Genomic DNA, 16,186 nt, shown 5'->3' with positions numbered 1-16,186 from the left:
GGATCATGCCAGCCCGGATGCGACACCTGGTGACGTTTCTTTCTGCCGAATGTCGGAAGCCGGGGATGTGGAGGCCCCGGCGGGAGGCGGCGGCGGATAGGGCGTCAGTACCGGCGCCCGGGGCGAATCCGGGGGCAGGCAGAGCCGCCAGCTCCGGGGCGGGTCCATACGGGACCGCAGCCGATCCAGCCGCCAGAGCGGCGCGCCGCCGCCAGGAGTGTCGCCGCTCAGGCGCCAGCGGCTTTCGACGCCCTGTGCCCCGCCGGGGCCGGGGGTCAGGATGAGGCCCAGCGGCACGGCCGGACCAAGCGCGGTCCCGCTTTCAGCCGCAAGATGCAGCCGCCTGATGGCGGTCAGGCCGGGCAGGCCGGGGATATCCGCCACGGCCAGCGGAGAGGTGCCGCTGCGCAAGACCTCCTCCAGCGTCCAGAGCACATCCTCGGCCCGTTTCGGCCGGACAAAATGCAGCCGTTCGGGCGGAAACAGCGCGGCAACCCCCTCTGCATGGAGCTGCTCTGCCTGCCAGGACGGCGCGATCCACCACACCGGCCCCTCCCGCCCGGCGGCGGCCAGCCGGGCGGCCATGACCAGGGCCAGGCTGCGCCGGGCCGGACCGCAGATCTCGTGCAGGCGGGACAGCGCCAGGACGGCCCCCCCGCCAAGGTCGAGGACAGGTCCGGCCCGATGTGGCCGGCGGGACAGGGCAGGGGCGTGAGCAGACATGAGGAAAGTGTAAAATGTTCGCTTTATGTTCTCAATGCTTATGTGGAAAATTTTCTTAAGCACGGAGCCTGAACAGGGAATGTGTAACCTTTTGACCATAAGGATCGAGAGCGACCGGGGGACAAAGATGAAAGACAACAGACTGGGGCAGACCGACCTGCGGGTGAAAAACTACTGCCTGGGCAGCATGACCTGGGGCTCTCAGACCCGCGCGAAAGACGCCCACCGTCAGATCGACATGGCCCGGGATGCCGGGCTGAACCTGATCGACACGGCGGAAATATATCCGGTCAACCCGATCAAAGCGGAAACGATCGGCCGGACGGAACGCATCCTCGGGCTCTGGCTGGAAAAAAACCGCGCGCAGCGCGGCGACATTCTGATCGCGACCAAGCAAACCGGCCCCGGCAACGCCAAGGTCCGCAACGGCGCGCCGATCACCGGTGCCAATATCCGGCAGGCCATCGAGGATTCGCTGCGCCGGCTCCGGACCGAATATATCGATATCTTTCAGTTCCACTGGCCCAACCGCGGCTCGTTTCATTTTCGTCAGAACTGGCAGTACAACCCGGCCGGCATCGACCGGGACAGGGTGCTCGACAATATGGTCGACTGCCTCGAAACGCTGGAGCAGGAACGGTGCCGTGGCACGATCCGTTTCTTTGGCCTGTCCAACGAAACCGCATGGGGCACGGCGCAATGGCTGCGCCTGTCCCGCACGCGCCACGCGCCACGCCCGGTCACCATCCAGAACGAATATTCACTGCTCTGCCGGCAGTTCGATACCGATCTGGCAGAACTCAGCCTGACCGAAGACATCGGGCTTCTCGCCTATTCGCCTCTGGCGGCCGGGCTGCTGACCGGGAAATATCAGGGGCGGGCCATCCCGGACGGGTCCCGGATGAGCCGTGTTCCGGACCTGGGCGAACGCAAATCCGACCGGGCCTTTGCCGCCGTCGACGACTATCTCGATATCGCATTCAGGCATGATCTCGACCCTGTGCATATGGCGCTGGCCTGGGTCGCGCAGCGGCCCTTCACCACGTCGACAATTCTGGGCGCCACCACACCCGACCAGCTGGGCCACATCCTGTCCGGGCTGAGCCTGACCCTGTCAGACGAGGTGATGAACGATCTGGACGAGGTGCATAAAAACCATCCGCAGCCGTATTGACCGGTCTGCCGCAGCCATAGGCCCATGCGCATCGGCTCCGGGTAACTTTCAGTCGCAGGGTGGCTTGCCTACAACACTCCCGCCCCGCCAGAGCGGTGGGTGCTCATTGCTGCTTGCCTGACAGACCAAATCCGCGCCTTCCTGAACGCGGAGGGATGTCATGCCGCTTTCGATATCGTCGGAGGTATTTTTGACCTGTGCCGTGACCGGCTCCGGCCAGACACAGGACAGGTCGCACCTTGTGCCCCGCAGCCCGGCCCAGATCGCCGAGAGCGCGCTGGACGCCGCGCGCGCTGGCGCGGCCTGTGTTCACATCCATGTCCGCGATCCCGACACCGGCGCCCCGTCCCGCGATCCGGCCCTCTACCGCGAGGTGACGGACCGCATTCGCGACGCCGATACGGATGTCGTGCTGAACCTGACCGCCGGGATGGGCGGCGACCTGATCCTTGGCGGCACCGACCATCCGCTGCCGCCGGGGCCGGGCACGGATATGATCGGCGCAGAAGAGCGGCTGGTCCATGTCGCCGACTGCCTGCCGGAGATCTGTACCCTCGATTGCGGCACGATGAACTTCGCCGAAAACGACTATGTCATGACCAACACGCCTGGCATGCTGCGCGCCATGGGCCGGCAGATCACGGCGCTTGGCGTGGTGCCGGAGATCGAGTGTTTCGACACCGGGCACCTGTGGTTTGCCCGCCAGCTGGTCGAAGAGGGGGTGCTGAAGGCGCCGGCCCTTGTTCAGCTGTGTATGGGCGTCCCCTGGGGTGCGCCGGACGATTTGCAAACTCTGCAGGCCATGGTTGCAAATGTGCCCTCAGGCTGGACCTTCTCGGCATTTGGGTTGGGGCGGCATCAGATGCCCTATGTCGCCGCCGCGGTCCTGTCCGGAGGTCATGTGCGGGTTGGCCTTGAAGACAATCTCTGGCTGTCGCGCGGCACGCTTGCAACCAATGCCCAGCTGGTCGAGCGGGCCGTGACCATCATCGAAAACCTCGGAGCCAGGGTCATGGGACCACAGGCCATGCGGGACCGGCTGGGCCTGCAAAAGCGGGCGCCGGGAGGGATCGCATGACACGTGTCGCAGCCATAATCGGCGGTGGCGTGATCGGCGCCGGATGGGCGGCCCGGTTCTTGCTCAACGGCTGGGATGTGCGGGTTTTCGATCCCGAGCCTCAGGCGCAGGCGCGCGTCCGCGAGGTCATCGACCGCGCCCGTCTCGCGCTTCCCGGTCTTGGCGACGTGGCGCTTCCGCCGGAAGGCCGGCTCGAATTTCCGGGCCTGATGTCCGATACGGTGCGCGGCGCTGAATGGGTTCAGGAAAGCGTGCCCGAACGGCTTGAGCTCAAGCACAAGATCTATCAGGCCCTGCTGCCGCATATGGAGGACGGGGCGATCCTTGCCTCCTCCACCTCGGGCTTTACCCCGACAGAGCTGCAGGGCGGCATGCAGAGGGCCAGCCAGGTCATTGTCGCGCACCCCTTCAACCCGGTCTATCTGATCCCGCTGGTCGAGGTCGTGGCAAGCCCGCGCAATATCCCGGAGATGGTGACACGGGCCACCGATATCCTGCGGGAAATCGGCATGGCGCCGCTGGAGGTCAAGGCCGAGGTGCCCGCGCATATTGCCGACCGGCTCCTGGAGGCCGTCTGGCGGGAGGCGCTCTGGCTGGTGAAGGACGGCGTGGCCACAACGGCCGAGATCGACGATGCGATCCGGCTGGGCTTTGGTCTTCGCTGGGCGCAGATGGGCCTCTTTGAGACCTACCGCATTGCCGGCGGCGAGGGTGGCATGGCGCATTTCCTGCATCAGTTCGGTCCGGCGCTGGAATGGCCCTGGTCCAAGCTGACGGATGTACCCGAGATGGACGATGCGCTGGTGCAGAAGATCGCCAGCCAGTCCGACGCCCAGTCCGGCGCCCATACGATTGCAGAGCTGGAGGCGCAGCGCGACCGCAACCTCGTAGGGATCCTGCGGGCGCTTGGCGCGGAAAGCTGGGGCGCCGGGACGCTGCAGAAAGAAGGCGATGCGGCGCGGCTGGCGGCCGCTGGCGTGCCGGAGAGCTTTGCCGATATCGCGGACCTCTCGCAGCCGGTGCGGACGATCCGCCGGGCGGTGCCGCTCGATTGGCTGGATTACAACGGCCATATGACGGAGGCGCGCTATCTGCATGTCTTTGCCGATGCGACCGACCGGATGATGATCCTGATCGGCTGCGACCGGGAATACGTCGCGGCCGGTCAGAGTTTCTTTACCGTTGAGACGCATATTCGTCATATCGATGAGGTTAAGGCGGGTGCGCCGCTGGAGGTGCTGACCCGTGTGATCGACGGCGGCGGCAAGAAGATGCACCTCTGGCATGAATTGCGGTCGGGCGACCGGCTGCTGGCAACGGCGGAGCATATGCTGCTGCATGTCGATCTGGGCACGCGCCGGTCTGCGCCGATGACGCCGGTATTGGAAGAGCGTCTGAGCGCGCTGAAGGATGCGCAATCCGGACTGCCCGCGCCGGAGGGGCTGAGCCGGTCCGTGGGGCAACGCCCCTAATCGCGGATCTCTGCCTGCAGGCGCGTCAGCATTTCGGGCAGGGTCCGGGCTGTCACCTGCGCCTCCCGCACCAGATTGTCGAAATCCCGGGTCAGGGCCTGAACGCGTTCCTTGTCGCGGAACACGATGTAATGGCTGCCGGAATAGAGCGCGACCATCAGCGGACCAAACACCGTGATCGGGGCGGAAAACACCCGCCGCGCATCAAACAGATACATGCGCAGCCGGGGGTAAAGTGTCCGCGTCAGGTCGCGCAGCCGCTCGACCTGGTCGTGGCGGATACGGGCGGGCAGGCCGCGGTAATATCCCTCTGCCCGGGCGAAGCTCTCAAGCTCATGGATCGGCAGGGCAATTTCGTAATCCGATGAGGACTGGCGCATCCAGCTGAGCCTGTCCTGCGACGCGCCGATGGCCTGCGCCGTGGTCTTGCCAAGATGGGGGGAATATTCCCACTGCATCACCTCGGTCGTTTTGAACATGTCGGGCAGGGAGGCGGGGACGTGGCGGATTTTGTACCCCGCCGCCTCCTGATGCCAGGCGAAGATCTGTTCGTCGACGAGCGCCCGCGGGGCAGAGGTCAGCGACAGCGAGGCCGCCATGAGATTGGCCGCCGTTTCGGGCCGTTCCGACAGCGACAGCAGCCAGTCGGCCGACACGCCAAGCGCCGCCGCGCATTCCCCCACGACCTGCGCATTGGGCAGCCGCGCGCCGTCGCCGGACAGAAGCTGCGAAATGGTGGACCGGTCGACGCCGATATCCCGGGCCAACCCCGCCTGGGTCGCCCCGCGGTCCTTCATCGCCTGCGTCAGACGCTGGCGGAACTGGCTTGCCCTGAGGCGTTTGTCGACTGATTCCGGCATGGCGTGACTTATATCACCAACGGGGAATTTTGTTAATCAGATACGGAATTCTCCATGCCGCAGTGCAGAGGTAATTGTTTTGTGACGGCCCGAGAGACGCGGAGACACGCGCCGGGGCAGCTCAGGGACAATGGGGATGTGGCATGGAAACGCGTGAACGCACGCTTGTGAAATCCGTTCTGTGGACCGTGCTGGGTCTGGTGGTGATGGTTGTGGTGGGCTTTGTCTTCACCGGCTCCATCGCCACCGGCGGCAGCATGGCGGTAGTGAACGCGCTTCTGGGGTTCATCTGTTACGCAGGCTACGAACGGGTCTGGGCGCGGATCGGCTGGGGGCGTGTCGATGCGTAAGATCGAATGGCCCACGCTGGCGCTGATTGGCGCAACCTATCTGGTCTGGGGGCTGGCAACGACCTGGCTGGCCACGCTGTGGCTGCCGCTGGCGGTGATTGTGGCGGGGGTCGCAATCTCCTTCCACGCCTCGTTGTGCCATGAGATCATCCATGGCCATCCCTTCCGCAACCGCCTGCTGAACGAGGCGCTGGTCTTTCCGGCTCTTGGGTTGGTCATTCCCTATCTGCGGTTCCGCGATACCCATCTGGATCATCATCACGATGAACATCTGACCGATCCCTATGACGATCCGGAAAGCAATTTCTGGGATCCGGCGGTCTGGACGAAGATGGCCCGCTGGCAGCAGTTCGTCATGGCGGCGAACAACACGCTGCTGGGGCGGATGCTGCTGGGGCCGGTGGTCGGCACCGTCTGCTTCTTTCGGACCGATCTGCGCGCGGCGCGGCAGGGGGATGCGCGGGTGCGCAAAGGCTGGCTCTGGCATATCCCGGCGCTGGTTCCGGTCGTGCTTTGGCTGGCTTTCGTGGCGGAGATGCCGGTCTGGGCCTATCTGCTGGCCACCTATCTGGCGCATGCCTTGCAGAAGATCCGGACCTTCCTGGAACACCGCGCCCATGAGCGTGCCCGGGGGCGGACCGTCATCGTGGAGGACCGTGGGCCGCTGGCACTGCTCTTCCTCAATAACAACCTGCACGTTGTGCACCATGCCCACCCGAACCGGGCCTGGTATGAGCTGCCTGCGCTCTACCGTCAGCACAAGGAGCGGTTTCTCAAGCGGAACGACGGCTATGTCTATCGCAATTACCGCGAGATCTTCGGGCGCTATCTGATTTCCGCAAAGGACCCTGTGCCGCATCCGCTCTGGCAGCCGCCCGCGGAATAGGTCACTGATCCGGGTCATGGAAACCTGGATCCTCTTCTCCCTCGGCGCGGTCGTCTTTCAGACGGCCCGCTTCATGCTGCAGAAGGTGCTGGCCACCGGCGGGCTTTCTGCCGGGGGGGCGACCTTCGCGCGGTTCCTTTTCTCCGCCCCGATTGTCTGGGTCGCCGCGCCGTTTCTGGTGCCGGACTGGCCGTCGCTGGGGCCGCTTTTCTGGCCCTATGCGATTGCGGGCGGGATCAGCCAGATCATGGCGACGGTCTGCGTCGTCCTGCTGTTCCAGACCCGGAACTTCGCGGTCGGGATCACGCTGAAGAAGACCGAGGTGCTGCTGACCGTGCTGGTCGGCATCGTGATCCTGGGCGAGGGCGTCAGCCTGGCCGGGCTATTGTCGATGATCGTGGGGCTGACGGGCGTCCTGATCCTGTCAGACCCGCCCAAGGTCGAGGGCGGCCGCTGGACCGACATCCTGATGTCGCGCGCCGTGGTGCTGGGGCTGGTGTCCGGCGTGTTTTTCGGGATTTCCGCCGTGACCTATCGCGGGGCCACGCTGGAAGTGGCGGGGGAGGCCTGGTCACGGGCGCTGGTGACGCTGTCGGGCGTGCTTTTGGTGCAGATCGTCAGCCTCGGCGGCTGGCTGCTCTGGCGCGAACCGGGAGAGGTCTCGCGTGTCGCCAAGGCCTGGAAACGGGCGGGCTGGATCGGGCTGGCCTCCCTGGGCGGCAGTTTCTGCTGGTTCTCGGCCTTCGCGCTGGAGAATGCGGGCTATGTTTTTGCCGTGGGGCAGCTGGAGGTGATCCTGTCGCTGCTGGCCTCGGTCATTTTCTTTCACGAGACGGTCAGCCGGCGGGAGGGGCTGGGGATTGCCTTGATCACCCTGTCGGTCGTGGCGCTGGTGGCGGTGACCTGATCTGAGGCGGTGCCTCTCTCGAAGGCCCGGTTCAGAGCACCCGCCCGGCGGCACGCCGGGCAGCGGCCGACCGCCCCCCTGGGCGGCCGGTGCCCTCGGAGCGCATGACGATCAAGCTAAGCCTTGGTCTTTTTCAGTCCTCACGCCCCTGCGCTTCCACCATCCCGCGAAGCCGCTTGAAGGCGCGGTTCTCCCCCTTGTTGGCGAAGAAGGGCACGCTGTCGGGCGGGGAGAGGTCGGCGGCGCGCTGCTGAACCTCTGCCAGCACCACTTCCGTGATGAAGGGCAGGTCAAAGCCGCGCGCCTCGGGCAGGGGGATCCATTGCAGCGCCGAGAGCTCATCCGAGGCGGCGGAGAAATCGTCGAGGTCAGAAACGATATGCGCATCTGCGTCGACCACAAAAAAGCGCGCATCGAACCGGCGGGGCCGGCCCGGCGGGGTGATCGCGCGGAACACGAAGCGCAGGGCGGAGGCGTCGGGGATATGGCCGGTCGCGGCAAAGCTTTCCCAGTCCGGCGGGACCGTATCCCACTGACCCGGGCGACCCAGGATCAGCCCCGTCTCTTCCCAGAGCTCCCGCACCGCTGCGGCGGCAAGCGCCGTGACCAGATCGCCCTCGGCATCCTCCAGCAGACGGCCCGCGCAGGGATCGGGGATCGGCCCGGCCAGCGGCACGGTGGCGTCACCCGCATCCACGGCGCCGCCGGGGAAGACGAACTTGTTTGGCATGAAGACAGCCTTGGCGCCGCGCTGCCCCATCAGGACCTTCGGCGCCGTCGTGCGGTCGCGCAGGGCAATCACCGTGGCGGCATTGCGGATCTGCGATTTGTCAAAGGGCTGGCCTTCGTCGAGATTGGCGGCATTGGCCGGATCCGGTAACTGCATGTTTTCCTCCCTCGGCGCGGATGCACCCCGGGGGCCTTAACCGGTTTTTCCGAACCCGTGCATGCGCCGGGCCCATTGGAAAGCCACCAGCGCCCCCTTCAATCTGGGCAGAAGGTAGAGGGACAGCGCGACCGTGCCAATAGCGAAACAGGTGAAGAGCACCAGAGGCTCCGGCTGGAAGGCAAAGAACACGGCTAGCAGCGAAGGCGCCATCAGATGGCCGACGATCAGGATCGTCAGATAGGCCGGCCCATCGTCGGCGCGATGATGAAACAGCTCCTCCCGGCAGACGGGGCAGTGATCGCGCACCGTGAGATACCCCTTCAGCAGCGGTCCGGAGCCACAGTTCGGGCAACGCCGCCGCCAGCCCAGCCGCAGCGCCGGCCATGTCTCCCTCTCCTGGCTTTGCCCGGCCTGATCGTGATCGGCCTTGGGCGGTTCGGCCTCTGTCATGACGGTCCCTCTGCTCGGCGGCGTGCACGGGAGGCCTGCCGCCGGAATGGATGTGATCTGCCTAAGGTGACGGTCTGAACGGCCGGTGAAAAGAGGATGCGGTGTCCTTGCGGCGGGATGTCGCGCGCCGCAACGGGCGCCCCGAAAAAAAATAGCCCCCCCGCGACGGAAACCCCGAGCCCCCCCGTTAGAGAGATCAGAAGGCCGGCGGGACACCCTGCCGGAGACTTCACCGGAGAGATCGAAAACAGGATTGAGACCCGATGAAACGAGCAAATGCAATCACCTCCGCGCTGATACTGGCGCTGACCTCCACCGCGCTGCCGCTGGCCGCGCAGGATCGCGACGCCGCCCCGCGGCCTCAGCGTGGCCCGGGCTTTGACATGTCCCGCATGGATACCGACGGCGACGGCAAAGTCACCCGCGAGGAAATGCAGGCCCAGGCGCAGAAGCGCTTTTCGGACGCCGATGCGAATGGCGATGGCGAAGTGACCATCGACGAGATCGTCGCAGGCATGGAAACCCAACGCACCGAACGGATGCAGAAAATGGCCGAACGCATGCTCAAGCGCGCCGATGCCAATGAGGATGGAAAACTGACGGCCGATGAGATGGGGCCGCGCAATGGCGACCGCATGTTCGCCTTTCTGGATGCCGATGAGGACGGCGCCGTAACGCGCGAGGAATTCGAGCGGGCCCGCAAAATGTTCGGCGACCGCGAGGCGCGCATGAACCGTGGCGATCATGACCATGGCAAACGCTGGAAGTCCGACCGCGCGGATAAGCCCCGCCACGACTGAGATACAGGCCGGCGGCGCGTCGTCGCCGGCCTCCTCCCCCACAACGCTCATCAGAGAAAGCCAAATCCATGCATCCCAGAAATCTTACTCTGTCCGCTCTTGTCCTGGTCCTGACGACCTCGGCGCTTCCGCTTTCGGCCCAGGCGCGGGATGGTCATCTCCGCCCAACTGCAATGCCATCGGTAAACGATGCGTTGGCTTTGGACCTTAACGGCGACGGTGGCGTCACCCGCGAGGAACTGCGCGCCGGATCGGACCGGCGCATCGCCCGGCTGGACACTAACCGCGATGACGAGATCACCGCGGAAGAGATCGCAGCCCGCGCCCGGTTTGACGATGAAACGTCACGGCAGATGGCCCGTTATCTGGTGCGCGTGGCCGACACCGACCGCAATGGCAGCCTGTCGTCGGACGAATGGCAGAGCCAGACCCGCGAACGTGTTTTCGCCTTTCTCGACAGGGATGCGGACGGCGCCGTGACCGGTCCGGAATTCGCATCCGTCAGGCAGAGCTTTGCGGCGAAGGCCAAACCGCTCCCGGCATCCCGGCCCGACCACCGCGACGGCACGTGGGGGCGCTGAGCCATCGGCCTGTGACGGGGGGGAGACCTCCCCCGTCACAGGCCCGATTGCACGGCCCCGAGGAAATGGTTACGCCCACCGGATATGATGGACATGCCCTTCGACGATCTGGAGCGACTGGATGACGACGCGCTGCTGGTGCTGTTCGCCAATGGCGACCGGCAGGCCGCGCGGCTGCTGACCCAGCGGCTTGCCCCCGGTGTTCATGGCCATGCATGGCGGATGCTGGGCGATCAGGCCGAAGCCGAGGACGTGGCTCAGGAGGCGATGATGAAGCTCTGGCGCATCGCGCCGGAGTGGCGCCAGGGCGAGGCCAAGATTTCCACCTGGCTCTACCGGGTGACGGCCAACCTGGCGACCGACCGGCTGCGCCGCAGACGTCGCGGCGCGGTCGATATCGACGCAATACCAGAGCCGGAAGACACGACGCCCGGCGTCGATCAACAGCTTCAGGACCGTGCCCGCACCCATGCCCTGCACACGGCCCTGGCGACACTGCCCGACCGGCAGAGAGAGGCGGTGGTCCTGCGCCACCTCGAAGGTCTGGCCAATCCCGAAATCGCGGAGACGATGGGGATCGGGGTCGAGGCGGTAGAGAGCCTGACAGCACGCGGCAAGCGTGGACTCGTCAAGGCACTCTCGGGCATGAAGGAGAAACTGGGATTTGTAGACGATGACTGAGCGAGACACACATACCGAGGCCCCCGATAGCGGGCTGGAGCCCTATTTCGCCGCGGCCCGGCGGACGATGCCCGCGCCGTCATCCGACCTTTTGGCACGGATCGGGGCAGATGCCTTTGCGGTTCAGGACGAACAGAGCCATGCCCGCCTGCAGCCCCGGGTGTCGGACCGGCGCGGCCCGCTGGCCGCAGTTCTGGCGCTGCTGGGCGGCTGGCCCAGCCTGGCCGGGCTCGCCACGGCTGGCATCGCGGGCCTCGCGGTTGGTATGTTCGGTCCGGCTGCGGCGGCCCTGCCGGTCTCCGCTCTCGGCCTCGCCACCGTTTCGACGGAAATTGAACAGGACGCATATCTGGTGGACCCGATCCAGAACTTCACTCTGATTTCCTACACCGATGATCTGGAGGACTGGCAATGACCCGGCAGATAGCAGACCCGGCGCCGCGCCGGATGGGCTGGCCGCTTCGCCTGCTGCTGCTCGTCTCGCTCGGGCTGAACCTGCTTGTCGCGGGGGTGGTGGCCGGACATATGATGAACGGCCGGCCCGAACGCAATGTGCCGCGGGTCGACCGTATGATCGGCCCGCTCACCTTCGCGCTGAGCGAAAAGGACCGGCGGGAAATCGGACGCGAGCTGCGTCGCGAATATCGCACGGCCCGGCCGTCTCATGACGATGTCGCCGAGGAATACCGGGGTTTGATTACGGCCCTGCGTGCCAACCCCTTTGATCCCTCGGTGGTCGAGACGGTGCTGGACCGGCAGGCCGAAACAGCCACCACCCGGCTGATGCGCGGGCAGACGGTGCTGATGGACCGCATCTCCGGCATGTCGACCCAAGACCGGTCCGAATTCGCCGATCGGCTGGAGGAGGGGCTCCTCCGGATGGAACGGCGGCTCAAGGACCGCAAACCCGGCCCGGCAGCCGACGACTGACGGTAGACGCGTCGCAGGCTGGCCGCGCTTTCCCGCGGGCAGGGGCAGACGCGACACTGGCCGTGCCACCTGCTGGCCGTTCCCTGCCGGTTCAGGCCCCGCGCGCGGCCCATGCGGGGCCGGCTTCCGCCTGCCACGCGTGATCGCAGGGCGGCTGTCCTAACTTCCGGCGAGCTGCGATCTGGCCAGCGGTGCAGGCGCCCAGGTGCCGGAACGGGTCGGCGGCTGCTCTGCCGCGACGGCGACCCGGTTACGTCCCTCGTGTTTCGCCTGATAGAGCGCCGAATCCGCTTCTGATATCCAGCGGATGATCTCATCCTCGGCGGCAAGAAAAGGCGGCAGGCGCCGGCAGGTCATGGTGCTGATCCCGATGGAAATGGTCGTCCGAAGGCCGGTGCCGCTCCGGGGGTGGGCGAAGACGGTGCCACAGATCGCTTCCCTCAGTTTTTCCGCCATGATCCGGGCAGCGGCCTGATCGGTGCCGGGCAGCGCGATCAGAAATTCCTCGCCGCCCATGCGGACGGCAAACCCCTCTGTCGGGGTATGTTCGGCAATGATCCCGCCGGTGGCCGACAGAATGGTATCGCCGGCCGAATGACCGAACCTGTCATTGATCCATTTGAAATAGTCCAGATCGGCCATGATGATCGTGGCCGGCTGACCGGTCCGGCGCAGATCATGCAGCAACCGTTGCAGCCGGGGCATGGCAAAGCGCCGGTTATACAGCCGTGTCAGCGGGTCGATGACGGCCGATCGCAGGCCCTGGCTGAGATCGGCGCGCAGGCGGTCGATCTTGTCCAGACGGTCCAGCTGAAGTCCGACCCGCGCGGTCGTTTCGGCACCATCGAGGGCGCCGCGCAGGATACCGCTGGCGCCCACCCGAAGCCCCTGGGCCGCGAAGCCGCTGTCATCCGGCCCGACCGCCAGCAGGCAGCTGGCGGGATCGGGCCGCGCGGCAAGCCGGGCGATGAGGCGCAGCGCCTGTTCCCGGCCAAGGCCCGGGCCGTCGACGACAAACAGCGAGGCATCCGGCAGGGCGGCGCCGGACCCCGTGCCGGTCCCGACCTGGACCGGCGCGATATTGCGATGTCGCAGGGTCCGCGTCAGCGTCTCTGCCCAATAGGGCGCGTCCTGCGCCGGAGAGACCAATGCGATCCGGCTTGGCCAGGAGAAGCCGGCCGTCGCTTCGGCCAGGCCGCTGTCGCGATCCGGGCCGAAACGAAGCTGCAGATCGGCAACGCGGCCGCGGTGATGCAGCAGCCCCTCAACCCGCGCGAGGAGTTCCTCGTCGCCATAGCTGCGGCACAGCACATCGTCCACACCGGCCGCGATCAGCTTGACGGTCCGGTCCGGATCGGTCCTGTCGGTCATGATGATGCGCAGGCAATCCGCCGTTGCCGGGTCCGCCTTGAGCTGATGACAGAAGGCTATGGCCCCGTCCGGGCCGAATCCGTCCCGCAGGATGATTGCACCGGGACGGTCAGCCCGTGCCGCCGCCAGCGCGGTGCTGGGCCGATCCGCCTGAATGACGTCGTAATACGCCCCGGAAAACAGGGCGCTCAGCATCAGCCTGCTGGCAAAGCGATCATCGGCGATCAGGAGTCTTCCGGGCATCTTCTCCGCCTGTTTCCTGGCCCGGGCATGGCCGCTTCTGCGGATCGAACCCGGTCTTGTCTGAGATCGACATTTGGTGAAAGTGGTTAATAAAGTGTTGCGATGGCTCCCGCAGGGGGGGCTTAAGCGGAAATTCCCTCATCACCATGGCGTGAGCGGCACAACGGAGACCGGATGAAACAGGATCAGGCCGAAACCATAGCCCTGGGCGCTTTAGCCTGGCTGGCGGGCAATGAAGAGCTGTTGCCGGTGTTCATGAATGCCTCGGGACTGTCCGAAACAGAGCTTCGCGCCCGCGCGGGCGAGCCGGAACTGCTGGGATCCGTGCTTGATTTCCTGTTGATGGACGATGCCTGGGTGATAGCCTGCTGCGATGCCCGGAGCCTGTCATACACCAGCCTGATGCAGGCGCGCGCGGCGCTTCCCGGAGGGGCACAGGTGCACTGGACCTGATCCTAAAGGGACGGCAGCCCGGGATTGCCTTCGATCAGACGCGCCAGCAGGCGCAGCAGTTCGGCATGGTCTTCGGGGCGCAGACGGTCCGCCATGCGGGCGGCGTTTTCCCGGGCGAAGGGGGTCGCGGCCTCGATCGCCCGTTCCCCTGCCGGCGTCAGCGTGATGTGGCGCGTCCGGCGGTCGCCTTCGCCTGAATTGCGTTCCAGCAGCCCCTGCGCCTCCATTCCGCGCAGGGCCCGTGACGTCGCGGTCCGGTCGATGCCGACAAAGGTGGCGATGTCGGACGGCTGGGTCAGCCCCTCGTTTCCGACAGCCAGCAGGACGCACCAGCTGATCCGCGTCAGGCCGATATCGCGCAACTTTTCATCCAGCCAGCGCTCCTGCAGGCGTGCGGCAACGGACAGGTGATATCCCAGCGACGCATGAAGGCGGTAGAGCGCCGGGTCCTTCTGGTCTCCGGTCACGCTGTCATGGATGGTGGGCGGCAGTGACATGGGTCCGACTGGGCCGCACCGCCGGCCACTTGTCAAGCCGCGCGGACCCCGAAACCTCCTCCGTGGCGGACCGGGTTCGGACATCATGCGGACGCGATTGTTCTGATTGAATGCTTCAAAAGCGACATGATGTGTCGGGAATGTTTCAGCATTCAGCCCGGCCCATGCTTTTCTGCCGGAAGAGGGAGCGCGCTCATGACAATCGAAACACCCAGAAAGAAACGTGGCGGCGGCCGGGCCGGATATGCCGCCCGGCGGGGGCCCGCCGTGATCACACAGGCGCCCTGGCAGGTGCCCGTGAACCCCGATCGACCGACAGAGCCGATGCCGCAGGAAGGTGTCGAGGCGATCCACGATACCGCCATGCGGGTGCTGGAAGAGATCGGCGTGGCCTTCCTGAACCCCGAGGCCTGTCGCATCCTGGCTCAGGCCGGGTGCCGGGTCGACGGCGAGGTGGTCTATATGGGCCGCGATTTCGTGACCGAGATGCTGAGCCATGCGCCGGCGCAATGGACCATTACCCCGCGCAACCCCGACCGCCGGATCACCATCGGCGGCAATCACATGGTGTTTGGCAATGTCTCGTCCCCGCCAAACTACTGGGATATGGCTCTGGGCCGCAAAATCCCGGGCCAGAGGGTGCACTACGCCAATTTCTTAAGACTTTCTCAATACTACAACTGTATCCATTTCATCGGCGGCTACCCGGTGGAACCGGTCGACATCCATCCCTCTGTCCGCCATCTGGATGCGCTTTACGACAAGCTCACACTCACGGACAAAGCGCCCCATGCCTACAGCCTCGGTCCGGAGCGGATCGAGGACGGCATGGAAATGGTGCGGATCGCCGCGGGGGTCAGCCACGATGAATTCGCGGCAACCCCCCGGATGTTCACCAATATCAATTCGACCTCGCCGCTCAAGCATGACTATCCTATGCTGGACGGCTGGATGCGGATGGCGCGTCGCGGGCAGGCGCTGATCGTCTCTCCCTTTACGCTGGCCGGCGCCATGGCGCCTGTGACCATGGTTGGCGCTGTCACGCAATCGCTGGCCGAAGGCCTGTCGGCCATTGCGCTGGCACAATATATCAACCCGGGCGTGCCCTGCGCCTTTGGCACCTTTACCTCCAACGTCGACATGAAATCCGGCGCGCCAGCCTTCGGGACGCCCGAATATATGCGCGCCACCCAGATCACCGGGCAGATGTGCCGCTATTACAACCTGCCCATGCGGTCCTCGGGCGCCTGTGCCGCCAACGTGCCGGACGGGCAGGCAATGTGGGAGACGTCGAACTCGCTCTGGGCCGGGGTCCAGTCAGGCAGTCATATCATCTATCACGCCGCCGGCTGGCTGGAGGGCGGGCTGATCGCCAGCCCCGAGAAATTCGTCATGGATTGCGAGGTGCTGAGCCAGATCCTGCGCTATTTCGATCCCGCCCTGTGGCGGACCGACGCCGGTGATCTGGCCTTTGACGCGATGAACGAGGTCAAACATTCCGGACATTTCTTTGGCATCCAGCACACGCAGGACCGCTACGCCACGGCCTTCTGGCAGCCCTCGGTCAGTGACTGGCGCAACTTTGAAGGCTGGCAGATCGCGGGCGGTGTCTGGACGGCAGAGCGTGCCCACACCATGTTCCAGCGCATTCTTCAGGAATTTGTGCCGCCCCCGCTGGAGGATGCGCGCCACGGCGAGCTGATCGAATTTGTCGAAAAGCGTCGGGCAGAAGGTGGTGCGCCAACCGATTTCTGATGCGCAGGTCCGCGCGCGCGGGCGGCGCAGCGTTCGCCATATATTAAGCTCTTTCTGCGATAGTCCCGGCAACCGGTGAACGGAAG

19 protein-coding genes are annotated in these 16,186 nt (G+C 65.5%); 13 read left to right on the top strand and 6 right to left on the bottom strand.

Translation table 11 applies throughout. The annotated features are described in order from the left end of the window. Window positions 1-3 precede the first annotated feature (3 nt). Window positions 4-723: an ImuA family protein gene (locus ACRARG_RS02715; protein WP_432688440.1), complete on the bottom strand. Its 720-nt coding sequence runs from the start codon at window positions 721-723 to the stop codon at window positions 4-6. A 127-nt stretch (window positions 724-850) separates the two neighbouring features. On the opposite strand from ACRARG_RS02715, the gene ACRARG_RS02710 reads away from it, so the two are divergent. From ACRARG_RS02710 to ACRARG_RS02700, 3 genes are all read left to right on the top strand, one after another. After that, window positions 851-1,897 (top strand): aldo/keto reductase, encoded by a 1,047-nt coding sequence (locus ACRARG_RS02710; RefSeq protein WP_432688439.1) that lies wholly within the window; start codon window positions 851-853, stop codon window positions 1,895-1,897. Window positions 1,898-2,057: 160 nt separating this feature from the next. Then, window positions 2,058-2,975 (top strand): beta-keto acid cleavage family enzyme, encoded by a 918-nt coding sequence (locus ACRARG_RS02705; protein ID WP_432688438.1) that lies wholly within the window; start codon window positions 2,058-2,060, stop codon window positions 2,973-2,975. Further along, window positions 2,972-4,447: a carnitine 3-dehydrogenase gene (locus ACRARG_RS02700; protein WP_432688437.1), complete on the top strand. Its 1,476-nt coding sequence runs from the start codon at window positions 2,972-2,974 to the stop codon at window positions 4,445-4,447. Before ACRARG_RS02705 ends, ACRARG_RS02700 begins: the two co-directional genes overlap by 4 nt. On the opposite strand, the gene ACRARG_RS02695 is transcribed toward ACRARG_RS02700, so the two are convergent. Then, window positions 4,444-5,307, bottom strand: a complete 864-nt coding sequence (locus tag ACRARG_RS02695) for a helix-turn-helix domain-containing protein (RefSeq protein WP_432688436.1) — start codon at window positions 5,305-5,307, stop codon at window positions 4,444-4,446. The two genes, ACRARG_RS02700 and ACRARG_RS02695, sit on opposite strands and share 4 nt — an antisense overlap. A gap of 143 nt (window positions 5,308-5,450) precedes the next feature. Between ACRARG_RS02695 and ACRARG_RS02690 the strand changes: the two genes are divergently transcribed. Genes ACRARG_RS02690 through ACRARG_RS02680 form a run of 3 tightly spaced genes read left to right on the top strand, consistent with a single transcriptional unit; the run spans window position 5,451 to window position 7,450 of the window. Then, the gene (locus ACRARG_RS02690) at window positions 5,451-5,657 is read left to right on the top strand and encodes a DUF2061 domain-containing protein (RefSeq protein ID WP_432688435.1); all 207 of its coding nucleotides are present in this window, start codon (window positions 5,451-5,453) and stop codon (window positions 5,655-5,657) included. Next, on the top strand, window positions 5,650-6,543 hold the full coding sequence (locus tag ACRARG_RS02685) for a fatty acid desaturase (protein ID WP_432688434.1): 894 nt from the start codon (window positions 5,650-5,652) through the stop codon (window positions 6,541-6,543). Before ACRARG_RS02690 ends, ACRARG_RS02685 begins: the two co-directional genes overlap by 8 nt. A gap of 16 nt (window positions 6,544-6,559) precedes the next feature. Continuing rightward, the gene (locus tag ACRARG_RS02680) at window positions 6,560-7,450 is read left to right on the top strand and encodes a DMT family transporter (RefSeq protein ID WP_432688433.1); all 891 of its coding nucleotides are present in this window, start codon (window positions 6,560-6,562) and stop codon (window positions 7,448-7,450) included. 133 nt (window positions 7,451-7,583) lie between these two features. On the opposite strand, the gene ACRARG_RS02675 is transcribed toward ACRARG_RS02680, so the two are convergent. Together ACRARG_RS02675 and ACRARG_RS02670 are read right to left on the bottom strand one after the other, a co-directional pair. Further along, the gene (locus tag ACRARG_RS02675) at window positions 7,584-8,336 is read right to left on the bottom strand and encodes an NUDIX hydrolase (protein ID WP_432688432.1); all 753 of its coding nucleotides are present in this window, start codon (window positions 8,334-8,336) and stop codon (window positions 7,584-7,586) included. A gap of 36 nt (window positions 8,337-8,372) precedes the next feature. After that, the gene (locus ACRARG_RS02670; RefSeq protein ID WP_432688431.1) at window positions 8,373-8,789 is read right to left on the bottom strand and encodes a DUF983 domain-containing protein; all 417 of its coding nucleotides are present in this window, start codon (window positions 8,787-8,789) and stop codon (window positions 8,373-8,375) included. Window positions 8,790-9,052: 263 nt separating this feature from the next. Here ACRARG_RS02670 and ACRARG_RS02665 point away from each other — a divergent pair, with 263 nt between their 5' ends. The 5 genes from ACRARG_RS02665 (at window position 9,053) to ACRARG_RS02645 (ending at window position 11,781) form a co-directional block, all read left to right on the top strand. Beyond that, entirely contained in the window at window positions 9,053-9,589 is a 537-nt protein-coding gene (locus ACRARG_RS02665) for an EF-hand domain-containing protein (RefSeq protein WP_432688430.1), read from the top strand. Window positions 9,590-9,762: 173 nt separating this feature from the next. Further along, window positions 9,763-10,170 (top strand): EF-hand domain-containing protein, encoded by a 408-nt coding sequence (locus ACRARG_RS02660; RefSeq protein ID WP_432688429.1) that lies wholly within the window; start codon window positions 9,763-9,765, stop codon window positions 10,168-10,170. An 87-nt stretch (window positions 10,171-10,257) separates the two neighbouring features. Next, complete coding sequence (locus ACRARG_RS02655) at window positions 10,258-10,851, top strand: RNA polymerase sigma factor (protein ID WP_432691305.1); 594 nt, start codon at window positions 10,258-10,260, stop codon at window positions 10,849-10,851. Continuing rightward, window positions 10,844-11,266, top strand: coding sequence for a hypothetical protein (locus tag ACRARG_RS02650; protein ID WP_432688428.1), 423 nt, complete (start codon window positions 10,844-10,846; stop codon window positions 11,264-11,266). Before ACRARG_RS02655 ends, ACRARG_RS02650 begins: the two co-directional genes overlap by 8 nt. Beyond that, window positions 11,263-11,781 carry a periplasmic heavy metal sensor gene (locus tag ACRARG_RS02645; RefSeq protein ID WP_432688427.1) on the top strand — a complete coding sequence of 173 codons (519 nt, stop codon included), beginning with the start codon at window positions 11,263-11,265 and terminating at the stop codon, window positions 11,779-11,781. The genes ACRARG_RS02650 and ACRARG_RS02645 overlap by 4 nt, the downstream gene beginning before the upstream one ends. A gap of 159 nt (window positions 11,782-11,940) precedes the next feature. Here the strand turns inward: ACRARG_RS02645 and ACRARG_RS02640 are convergent, their stop codons facing one another. Continuing rightward, window positions 11,941-13,395, bottom strand: a complete 1,455-nt coding sequence (locus ACRARG_RS02640; protein ID WP_432688426.1) for a diguanylate cyclase — start codon at window positions 13,393-13,395, stop codon at window positions 11,941-11,943. A 174-nt stretch (window positions 13,396-13,569) separates the two neighbouring features. Here ACRARG_RS02640 and ACRARG_RS02635 point away from each other — a divergent pair, with 174 nt between their 5' ends. Then, window positions 13,570-13,848 carry a DUF3572 domain-containing protein gene (locus tag ACRARG_RS02635; RefSeq protein ID WP_432688425.1) on the top strand — a complete coding sequence of 93 codons (279 nt, stop codon included), beginning with the start codon at window positions 13,570-13,572 and terminating at the stop codon, window positions 13,846-13,848. Window positions 13,849-13,850: 2 nt separating this feature from the next. On the opposite strand, the gene ACRARG_RS02630 is transcribed toward ACRARG_RS02635, so the two are convergent. Continuing rightward, the gene (locus ACRARG_RS02630; protein WP_432688424.1) at window positions 13,851-14,345 is read right to left on the bottom strand and encodes a MarR family winged helix-turn-helix transcriptional regulator; all 495 of its coding nucleotides are present in this window, start codon (window positions 14,343-14,345) and stop codon (window positions 13,851-13,853) included. 195 nt (window positions 14,346-14,540) lie between these two features. Between ACRARG_RS02630 and ACRARG_RS02625 the strand changes: the two genes are divergently transcribed. Next, window positions 14,541-16,100 carry a trimethylamine methyltransferase family protein gene (locus tag ACRARG_RS02625; protein WP_432688423.1) on the top strand — a complete coding sequence of 520 codons (1,560 nt, stop codon included), beginning with the start codon at window positions 14,541-14,543 and terminating at the stop codon, window positions 16,098-16,100. The last annotated feature ends 86 nt before the right edge of the window (window positions 16,101-16,186 follow it).

The organism is Pseudooceanicola profundi (genome assembly GCF_050897955.1).
Lineage (GTDB): Bacteria > Pseudomonadota > Alphaproteobacteria > Rhodobacterales > Rhodobacteraceae > Pseudooceanicola.
Note: the sequence above shows the minus strand (reverse complement) of the source record. Positions and strands in the feature narration are given on the sequence as shown.

Bases quoted from the DNA above. Each gene is read 5' to 3' on its own strand.
- ACRARG_RS02705 (WP_432688438.1), top strand. From the start codon at position 2,058: ATGCCGCTTTCGATATCGTCGGAGGTATTTTTGACCTGTGCCGTGACC.
- ACRARG_RS02690 (WP_432688435.1), top strand. From the start codon at position 5,451: ATGGAAACGCGTGAACGCACGCTTGTGAAATCCGTTCTGTGGACCGTG.
- ACRARG_RS02685 (WP_432688434.1), top strand. From the start codon at position 5,650: ATGCGTAAGATCGAATGGCCCACGCTGGCGCTGATTGGCGCAACCTAT.
- ACRARG_RS02675 (WP_432688432.1), bottom strand. From the start codon at position 8,336: ATGCAGTTACCGGATCCGGCCAATGCCGCCAATCTCGACGAAGGCCAG.
- ACRARG_RS02625 (WP_432688423.1), top strand. From the start codon at position 14,541: ATGACAATCGAAACACCCAGAAAGAAACGTGGCGGCGGCCGGGCCGGA.
- ACRARG_RS02660 (WP_432688429.1), top strand. From the start codon at position 9,763: ATGCCATCGGTAAACGATGCGTTGGCTTTGGACCTTAACGGCGACGGT.
- ACRARG_RS02640 (WP_432688426.1), bottom strand. From the start codon at position 13,395: ATGCCCGGAAGACTCCTGATCGCCGATGATCGCTTTGCCAGCAGGCTG.
- ACRARG_RS02700 (WP_432688437.1), top strand. From the start codon at position 2,972: ATGACACGTGTCGCAGCCATAATCGGCGGTGGCGTGATCGGCGCCGGA.
- ACRARG_RS02635 (WP_432688425.1), top strand. From the start codon at position 13,570: ATGAAACAGGATCAGGCCGAAACCATAGCCCTGGGCGCTTTAGCCTGG.
- ACRARG_RS02645 (WP_432688427.1), top strand. From the start codon at position 11,263: ATGACCCGGCAGATAGCAGACCCGGCGCCGCGCCGGATGGGCTGGCCG.
- ACRARG_RS02650 (WP_432688428.1), top strand. From the start codon at position 10,844: ATGACTGAGCGAGACACACATACCGAGGCCCCCGATAGCGGGCTGGAG.
- ACRARG_RS02630 (WP_432688424.1), bottom strand. From the start codon at position 14,345: ATGTCACTGCCGCCCACCATCCATGACAGCGTGACCGGAGACCAGAAG.
- ACRARG_RS02710 (WP_432688439.1), top strand. From the start codon at position 851: ATGAAAGACAACAGACTGGGGCAGACCGACCTGCGGGTGAAAAACTAC.
- ACRARG_RS02655 (WP_432691305.1), top strand. From the start codon at position 10,258: ATGGACATGCCCTTCGACGATCTGGAGCGACTGGATGACGACGCGCTG.
- ACRARG_RS02670 (WP_432688431.1), bottom strand. From the start codon at position 8,789: ATGACAGAGGCCGAACCGCCCAAGGCCGATCACGATCAGGCCGGGCAA.
- ACRARG_RS02680 (WP_432688433.1), top strand. From the start codon at position 6,560: ATGGAAACCTGGATCCTCTTCTCCCTCGGCGCGGTCGTCTTTCAGACG.
- ACRARG_RS02665 (WP_432688430.1), top strand. From the start codon at position 9,053: ATGAAACGAGCAAATGCAATCACCTCCGCGCTGATACTGGCGCTGACC.
- ACRARG_RS02715 (WP_432688440.1), bottom strand. From the start codon at position 723: ATGTCTGCTCACGCCCCTGCCCTGTCCCGCCGGCCACATCGGGCCGGA.
- ACRARG_RS02695 (WP_432688436.1), bottom strand. From the start codon at position 5,307: ATGCCGGAATCAGTCGACAAACGCCTCAGGGCAAGCCAGTTCCGCCAG.